Source organism: Gilliamella sp. BG2, assembly GCF_046635645.1.
Lineage (GTDB): Bacteria > Pseudomonadota > Gammaproteobacteria > Enterobacterales > Orbaceae > Gilliamella > Gilliamella bombi.
This window is the reverse complement of the sequence record NZ_JBIDFF010000043.1, coordinates 1-9,543: the sequence shown is the minus strand read 5'-3', so window position 1 is coordinate 9,543 and position 9,543 is coordinate 1. Positions and strand designations below refer to the sequence as shown.

At 37.1% G+C, this 9,543-nt stretch carries 7 protein-coding genes; all 7 read left to right on the top strand.

Annotated features, from left to right (window positions below):
- A partial coding sequence (locus ACGH6Q_RS11480; RefSeq protein ID WP_411592868.1) for a DUF2345 domain-containing protein occupies nucleotides 1-1,597 on the top strand: 1,597 nt, incomplete at its 5' end.
- Between the two features lie 3 nt (nucleotides 1,598-1,600).
- On the top strand, nucleotides 1,601-2,554 hold the full coding sequence (locus ACGH6Q_RS11475) for a hypothetical protein (protein ID WP_411592867.1): 954 nt from the start codon (nucleotides 1,601-1,603) through the stop codon (nucleotides 2,552-2,554).
- Complete coding sequence (locus ACGH6Q_RS11470; RefSeq protein WP_411592866.1) at nucleotides 2,541-5,894, top strand: T6SS effector BTH_I2691 family protein; 3,354 nt, start codon at nucleotides 2,541-2,543, stop codon at nucleotides 5,892-5,894. The genes ACGH6Q_RS11475 and ACGH6Q_RS11470 overlap by 14 nt, the downstream gene beginning before the upstream one ends.
- Before the next feature lie 19 nt (nucleotides 5,895-5,913).
- Nucleotides 5,914-6,861 (top strand): putative type VI secretion system effector, encoded by a 948-nt coding sequence (locus ACGH6Q_RS11465; protein WP_411592865.1) that lies wholly within the window; start codon nucleotides 5,914-5,916, stop codon nucleotides 6,859-6,861.
- 19 nt (nucleotides 6,862-6,880) lie between these two features.
- Entirely contained in the window at nucleotides 6,881-7,828 is a 948-nt protein-coding gene (locus ACGH6Q_RS11460) for a putative type VI secretion system effector (protein ID WP_411592864.1), read from the top strand.
- A 19-nt stretch (nucleotides 7,829-7,847) separates the two neighbouring features.
- A complete protein-coding gene (locus ACGH6Q_RS11455) occupies nucleotides 7,848-8,810 on the top strand; it encodes a putative type VI secretion system effector (RefSeq protein ID WP_411592863.1) in 963 nt (320 codons plus the stop codon).
- An 11-nt stretch (nucleotides 8,811-8,821) separates the two neighbouring features.
- A partial coding sequence (locus ACGH6Q_RS11450) for a hypothetical protein (RefSeq protein WP_411592862.1) occupies nucleotides 8,822-9,543 on the top strand: 722 nt, incomplete at its 3' end.

The window sequence follows — 9,543 nt, the reverse complement described above, 5'->3', positions numbered from 1 at the left end:
CTATGGCACTGACTACCGTTATGCCGAGCACTATAAAGGCTTAGATAGCAACGGCCAAGAAAACCCGCAAAATAGTGACGATAATCGTGATAATGACAATAACACTCACGATAATCAGATTGAAAGCGGCCAATGGTATGCGCATATTCGCCATGAACAGGCCATTAGCCAGAAAATTATCCTCAAAGGCAATAGTAACCACTATAACCTTGCTCCCGGTCAATGGATTAACATCAATGGCAGTCCGCTGGCAGATATCAATGACGGGGTGATTATTTTAAGTGTACAGGGGCAAGGTAATCGCACTGATGCCTATGAACTCACCTTTACCGCCATTCCCTATCAAGCTTTAAAACCCTATCGCCCTGCGCCCATACGCTGGCCACAAGTTAGTGGTACATTACCTGCCCGTGTCACCAGTCCCAACCATGACACCTATGGCTATATTGACACTCAAGGGCGCTATCGGGTTAAATTTAATGTCGACCTGAAACAATGGAAAAGTGGCACGGAAAGCTTATGGGTACGTTTAGCCAAACCTTATGCGGGTAACACCTATGGTTTTCACTTCCCGTTAATTGATGGCACTGAAGTGGCCATCGCCTTTATGCAGGGCAACCCCGATAGGCCGTATATCGCTCATGCAATGCATGACAGTGCTCACCCCGACCTTGTTACCACCATCAACAAACACCGCAATGTCATTCGCACCCCCGCCAACAACAAACTGCGCATGGATGATAAACGCGGGCAAGAGCATATCAAACTGGCTACCGAATACGGAAAAACTCAACTTAATATCGGTCACTTAGTTAACGAAAAAAAACAACCCCGCGGTGAAGGTTTTGAACTGCGCACCGACGAATGGGGGGCGATTGCCGCCAATAGAGGCTTATATTTAACCACCCAAACCCAGCCTAAAGCCCAAGGCAAACAGCTTGATATGCAAGCGGCCATTGCCCAAATTGAAAATGCCCTCTCCATTGCCAAAGCGCTAAAAAATGCCGCCACCCAGTCCGAAGCACACAGCGCCGATACCGACAGCCAAGACCAACTTAAAGCCAACTTAACTCAGCTAACCCAAAGTGGCCTACTAGCCTATGCGCAAGAAGGCATCGCCCTAACTAGTCCTGAAAATATTCAACTGACAACAGCTAACAGCCTCACCTTAACCAGTGAAAACCAAACCGATATCAACGCCTTAAAAAATATCACCCTATCATCGGCTGAAGCGATTGGTTTATTTGCCCAAAAATCAGGGATGAAACTATTTGCCAACCAAGGCGATATCGAGGTGCAAGCCCAAAATGCTAACCTCAATATGGCTGCCAAGCAAGATATCAAAGTGGACAGTGTGGATGGTGAGGTAACTATCACAGCGAGCGATGAACTAACGCTCATCTGTGGTGGCTCTTATATCAAAATCAGCAGTGAAGGCATTGAACTTGGCACACAGGATAATATCTATCTTAAATGTAATGTGTTCCAGAAGATGGGGCCAGCGAATATGGATGTAGATGCTTTATTACCTGCTGGTTGTGAATCGGCGATACAAGAAGCGGATAAACTACAAAAAGCAAATGTAAAACTTGGATAAGTTATGGATAAAATGAATAAATCAATACAAAAGCAGGATATTGAGACTGTTTTTCAACAGATTATTGCGCTGTCATTAAAAAATGATGCAAATTTTTACCTTATCTATCAATCACATGACCAAAAGACCAGTTTAACCGATTTGATTGCAGAAAAAAAATTAACATTATTTCGATATATCAGCTACCAAATCAAACACACACCAGGACTGATTGAACTTGATTTAAAAAATGAAAAAGATCGAACCATATTAAAACAAAGTATTCAGGAATTTTATTTAGCCATCGATCCTAAAACAGTGTTATTTGCAAGACCACGTTCTGTATATGGCTGGATTTATTCCTCATTTAATGCTGAAGTATTAGCACAAGAGTTAGGAAAAGTTGCCATTCAACCCTCAAGTGACGGTAAACAATTATTGCGTTATTTTGACCCATCGGTGTTACCACCACTATTAAATATTTTCATTTTTGTGCAAAAAAAAATATTACTTAATCCGATTCATTCATGGTTATATCTTAACAGTGATGGTCATTTAATTATTGAAAAAAATCACAGAGATGAACGTAAAAATCTTATTGGCAATTTGGGGATCATCAAGCAACAATGGCAACAAATAAACTGGATTGAAAGCCGTAATCAGACACTTGCTCGTTATCATTTTTTTCACCCTGAATATAGCTTACCTGAAAGTGAAGCTGATTGCATTATTATGCAATCTTTTCAAAATGCTACCCTCAAAGGATACCATGATAAACGAGATCTAGCCGAATATGCTTATCATAGTTTAGTTATACATCCTGAATTTATTGAACATCCAATTATTGCCGAAGCAATAAGACAACATCGGCACCAATCACTAATAAAACAATTACAAACTATAACCCCACAACAATGGGATATTATAGCGGATGAATGTATCATTAATACAAAGGAAATAAATAATGGGTTTATGTGAAAAATGCCAATCTAAAGGCCTACCAATTTATCCTGTTCGTTATGCTGTTGCACCTAAATATATCAATGCAGATTTACCCTCATGGGCAAAAAACGATATGCTGCCTATTTTAAAAGGAGATAGCAAATATGTGCTAAGAACCATGCGAACAGGTTATCTTTATGTGTTATGTCAGTATGAAGACAATATTATATTAGATATTTCCATTTATAAAATTGATGAAAACGGCGGTTTTTGGCAACAAGATATTAGTAAAGAGCAAGATCTATTAAGATTTGGTGATATCATAAGTGAAGAAAACCCTTCTATACCTGTCAATGATATACAAACGACCTGCAGCAACAGCGCCCATTTATCAAGCAATATCGCTTTTATTACACTTTCAAACCCCGAAAAATGTGAAAAAGCCTGGCTTGCTTTTAGTGAACATAAATGGAGTGCTAAGACTTTAAAAAAATACCTTAATGATGAAGATAAACGTAACTTGCGAATGCAACTGATCAAACCAAAGCAATGGATAAATTCGCAAACTAACGGAATTGGCATAACTACCGCTAATCAGGAAGCTATCGCCTCAACCTTGGATATCCAAAACCTTGATGATTTTAAAGAAAGAATCACAACATCCTTACCAATATTTAAAAGCATCAACTACTTATTTTGCTTTCCTTATTTGTATGATAATAAACCATTAGACAAAAGTACGCTTTCGCAAAGTGCTATACTTAGCCAACCATTTATATATGATAAACAGCTATTCAAAAAACGAAGCACATTAGCACCTTGGCAATCATTAACCAAGCCAGTTTATGACCAAATCACCCCAAAAGAGCCGTATTCAGTCTATCTACATAAAAAAATGATGTCAGCCGAACGTAACAGCACAGATTGCTCACCAATGATGGTTGTATTAAACGACAGTATTGGTATTGCTGCTGAGTTAAGTAATTGGAGTAACAGTGCATTAAACTCGTTTAGAAAAATAATGATAGAAAGACAGCGTGAAAATGCCACTTGTAGTGGTATTGCAATGCTTGAAGAAGCAATAAAGAATAGCGATCTTGCGGAAAGTGAAGAAGATTTTAAAAAACATATAAAAAACACCAATAAAAAATACCTTGCTGATGCAAAATATTTTAATGAAAAAGTAAAACCTTATGATAGTGGTATTTTAGGAACCGATACAACCCGAATTGTACCATGGAGCGAAGAACAAAAAGCCCAAGGCCAACGTGTTATTAATATTGTGAGTGAATATAAAAAATATAATTTTATTTCCCCATATGTTAATCCAAATTTAACCGATATAGAAAAAAAGGTAGAAAGTACAAAATATAGAGCCGCAATATTAGTCCAATTTGTAAAAGAAAATTACCTGATTGAAGAAGTGGGTGAAAAAAGGCACGCACAAGTTTTAGAACGGGCATTTAAATTAAATAAACAAGCAAAGATGGTAGACATTAAACGCTTAGATATTAAATTAGCGGCAATGAGAATCGAATTTGAAGCTAAAGCTCAGGCGTATAAAGCAGTATGGCATGAAAAAAATAAAACCGAACAATCGGCCGAAAAGCGTTGGCGCAAATATGAAAATCATTTAAACGACGGTTATAAACTCTATAAAGAAAAATATGCCGCTTTTTTGCAAGAGGCCGAAAACTATATTGCAGGATTATTAAATGATTTAATTTTATGGGTAGATTGTAGTAAGCAAAAAGAAAGGCATCCAATTTCATTGTCGGCCGATGATTTTGCACAAGATGATGATAATTATTTGGCGTTTGCCAACGATATTTTAATGACCTTAGGCATGCAAGCCCAAAGTAGTAAAGTTACCCAATTATTTACCCAATTAATTGAGGACGAAAACTTAGAGGGGCATAATATTATTTGGTCGGCTGTGTTTGCTAATCGAAAATTAGATAAAGAAAAACAAAAAAAATGTGTCAACTTTTTATTATCATTAAATAAAACAACCCAATTAAAACCGCAATCTTATGGCGAATTCTTAGATAAATTAGAAACAGTATTAGAATTTTATCAAGCCGAATCAGCTGAAAGCAATGCTATGATAGGCATCGCTAATAGCATTGCCAACATTAGTAACTCACTTTTTGACCCACAAGATGAACATAAAGCATTAGATCTTGTTAAAGAGTTCTTTACTTTATTTGAAAGCGAACGAAACTCATTAATTGATGGTGATTCGATAGATAACCAAATCACAGCCGCCTATTTGCGTCCAATTAAAGAGGGAAGCTGTGCTGCACTTATCGCTTTATTAAAATATATGCAAAAAATGGGCGGTGATTTATCATCAGAATTTGCCGAAGCTTTTTTAATAGCCATATCGCCAACAAGGCTATCTAAAACTGCGCTAAAAAATAGAATGGCGTCATACAACAAATGGGCAGACAACTTAAAAAGTGCCTTGTATTCTGATATCAAAAATGTCGGTGAAAAGCTGGCAAATGCCTCACAAAAAGCCACCAACCTGATTAAGCAACATATCACCAATGAAAAGGTGGGAGCAAGCTTTACCGCGGCAATATTGGGGGTGCATATCATGAAGATCTATTATATAGTGACCGATAACTCATTAAAAACCCAAGCCCAACAAAACCAAGCCGATTATCAATTAACCATGGCGGTATCGGCATCCATGGCAGCAAGCTTTCGGTTAGTTACCGCATATGCCAACAAAGGACAAATTAATGCCAAATTACTGTCCAATATGAACTTTTTAGGCAACTTTTTTGGGGTGATAGCGGGGTTAATTGATATTGGTTTAAATTGGAACGAGGACACTTCAGAGAAAGATCAGACTCAAAAAACATTATATTATGTATCTCTATTTACCTTGATTGTATCCACCACCGATTTATTTTTACAAATGGGTAAAACCAGTTTAATTAAAATAATGAATAGAGGTATTCAATTAGTTGCAGGGTTAGTGGCTAGAACGGCCTTTGTCAGTATAATGGTAACCGCCGTCGGAGAGATTTCCATGATAATAATAGCTCTCGCTTTAAACCCATGGATTAGTCTAGGTATATTTTTACTTCAACTATACTTCGAATTAGCTGAAGACGATGATATCGAAAAATGGTTAAGACGTTGCCGTTTTGGCAAAGGGCAAAATATAGCAGATTATGACTTTGCCTATCGCTTTAACTCGTCCGAAAAAGAAATTGTGGCACTGCAAGCGATCTTTAAAAAATATGAAGATCAGCTAGCCGAATATTACGCCGAACAAGAACAAAAACGTATCAAAGAAAATATGCCAGTATTCTCATCGAGTGATTGGCAAATTATTTATAATTGGCCTATCCCTCAATAATTATATAAGGAATTCGATTATGCCTTACGCAAAATATGATGGCAAAGACCCTATCTATAACGACAAAGAGCAGCTATTAAAAAAAACCGGTATTAGTATTACCGAGCCAATCCTACCGCCCAAAAATTTGGTTAAACTAACCGGCACCCTATCCGAATTTAAAGGTCTATTTTGCTATGCTCAGCTAGGGAATCGAGCTTATCTAAGTGACGAGCAAAAACAAAAACATAACAACCAACTTAGAAAGGGTGCACTACTTGCTACTTTAAATGGTAATAGTATTGCTGCGCTGGCTGGCTTAGGGCATGCTAATGGCAATGATCAAAATACTTATTTTCCTGCACAATATATTACCACAAAATTAAATGACACCATGACCTTAAAAGGCTGGATCGGTTTTTATAAATTTAATGATGGTGATCAGGTCGAGGTGGTCGCCGAAAAGCACGACGACTATTACGAAGTGTATGCCATGCTTAAACCTAGTGAACAAATTATCTCGCTGATCCCATTTTGTTTTGCGGGACGTAACCAAGCATTAAAACGCTATCATTTACCCATATTTATCTTTTATGTTATTTGCGTGCTATTAATGAACTACTTTTTTTTCGATTTTAGTTTAGAAAATCTGACCATTGGTTTTGGTTCATTAGGCGTAATATTCGGGATAGCTACTCTGATGGTCTATAAAAATTTTATAGCAACACATGTGACACTTGCTGAACGAATATTTACCGTGTTGGGTTGGCGAAATGTTACTAATATCAATTTAGCCAAAATAAGTAAGCAGTATATTGCTAAATTAATAGCCCAAGGGAAATATGCAAAAGAATGCAATAATAAAATAGATGCATATATTAGACCACCTAAATTTGGTGAAGGTTGGTTTTTTTATTATTACGACCCAGAAGTGTTATGCAAAAACGGCAGGTCTTCCTTACGGGTTAAAAATAAAAAAAGAGAATAATTTCATAAGGAATTCGATTATGCCTTACGCAAAATATGATGGTAACGACCCTATCTATAAAGATAAAGAGCAGCTATTAAAAAAAACCGGTATTAGTATTACTGATCCAATCTTACCGCCCAAAAATTTGGTGAAATTAACTGGCACCCTATCCGAATTTAAAGGTCTGTTTTGCTATGCGCCACTTGCTGATGGTGCTTATTTAAGTGATGAGCAAAAACAAAAACACAACAACCAGCTTAGAAAGGGCGCACTACTTGCCACTTTAAATGGTAATAGCATTGCCGCATTAGCTGGTTTAGGGCATGCAAATGGTAATGACCGTAGTAATTATGCGGATGCACAATATATTACCGCTAAATTAAATAGCACTATTATTTTAAAGGGCTGGATCGGTTTTTATAAATTTAATGATGGCGATCAAGTCGAGGTAGTAGCCGAAAAGCACGCTGACCATTACGAAGTGTACGCCATGCTCAAACCCAGTGAACAAATTATCTCACTTGTCCCGCTATGTTTTGCTGGGCGTAACCAAGCATTTAAACACTATCGTTTACCCATGTTAATCTTTTATGTTATTTGTGTGCTATTAATGAACTACTTTTTTTTCGATTTTAGTTTAGAAAATCTGACCATTGGTTTTGGTACATTAGGGGTAATCTTGGGGGCAGCTTTTTTTATAGTTTATAAAAATTCGCTTGCCACCCATGTCACGCTTGCTGAACGAATATTTACCGTATTGGGTTGGCAAGATGTTACCAATATTAATTTAGGCAAAATAAGCAAGCAATATATTGCTAAATTAATTGCCCAAGGGAAATATGCAAAAGAATATAATAATAAAACAGATCCACATATTAGACCGCCTAAATCAGGAGATGGCTGGTATTTTTTTTATTACGATCCTGATGTGTTATGCAAAAAAGGCAAGCCACCCTTACGAGTTAAAAATAAAAAAAGAAAATAAGTTCATAAGGAATTCGATTATGCCTTACGCAAAATATGATGGCAAAGACCCTATCTATAAAGACAAAGAGCAGCTATTAAAAAAAACCGGTATTAGTATTACCGATCCAATCCTACCGCCCAAAAATTTGGTTAAATTAACTGGTACCCTATCCGAATTTAAAGGTCTATTTTGCTATGCACCACTTGGTGATGGTGCTTATTTAAGTGACGAGCAAAAACAAAAACACAACAACCAACTTAGAAAGGGTGCACTACTTGCTACTTTAAATGGTAATAGCATTGCTGCGCTGGCTGGCTTGGGGCATGCTAATGGTAATGACCGTAGTAATGATTTAGATGCTCAGTATATCACTGCCAAATTAAACGGCACCATCACGTTAAAAGGCTGGATCGGTTTTTATAAATTTAATGATGGCGATCAGGTCGAGGTGGTCGCCGAAAAGCACAATGACCATTACGAAGTGTACGCCATGCTTAAACCTAGTGAACAAATTATCTCACTTGTCCCTTTATGTTTTGCGGGGCGTAACCAAGCATTAAAACGCTATCATTTACCTTTTTTTATTATTTATGTTGTTTGCACCTTGCTCATGAACTATTTTTTTCTCGATTTTAGTTTAGAAAATCTGACCATTGGTTTTAGTACATTAGGGGTAATATTAGGGACAGCTTTTTTTATGGTTTATAGAAACTTTATAGCAACGAATGTTACCCTCGCCGAGCGAATTTTTACCGTGTTGGGTTGGCAAGATGTCACCAATATCAATTTAGTAAAAATAAGTAAACAATATATAGTTAGATTAATTGAACAAGGTAAATATTCAACTAAATATGATATTACCGATCAATATATTAGACCACCCAAACCTGGCGAAGGTTGGGGATTTTTTTACTACGATCCAGAGGTATTATGCAAAAAAAGCAGACCGCCTTTGCGTGTTAAAAATAAAAAAAGAAAAAAAAAGAAAATAAGTTCATAAGGAATTCGATTATGCCTTACGCAAAATATGATGGCAAAGACCCTATCTATAAAGACAAAGAGCAGCTATTAAAAAAAACCGGTATTAGTATTACTGATCCAATCTTACCGCCCAAAAATTTGGTGAAACTAACCGGCACCCTATCCGAGTTTAAAGGTCTATTTTGCTATGCACCACTTGCTGATGGTGCTTATTTAAGTGATGAGCAAAAACAAAAACACAACAACCAGCTTAGAAAGGGCGCACTACTTGCTACTTTAAATGGTAATAGCATTGCTGCGCTGGCTGGCTTAGGCCATGCCAATGGTAATGACCGTAGTAATTATGTGGATGCACAATATATTACCGCTAAATTAAATAGCACTATCATTTTAAAAGGCTGGCTCGGTTTTTATAAATTTAATGATGGCGATCAGGTCGAGGTAGTAGCCGAAAAGTACGCTGACCATTACGAAGTGTACGCCATGCTCAAACCCCGTGAACAAATTATCTCGCTTGTCCCTTTATGTTTTGCTGGGCGTAACCAAGCATTGAAGCTATATCGTTTGCCTATGTTTTTCTTTTATGTTATTTGCGTGCTATTAATGAACTACTTTTTTTTCGATTTTTCGTTGGAAAATCTGACCATTGGTTTTGGTTCATTAGGGGTAATATTCGGGGCTGCTTGCTTAATGGTAAATAAAAATTCAATTGCGACTCATATCAAACTCGCTGAGCGCATTTTTACCGTGTT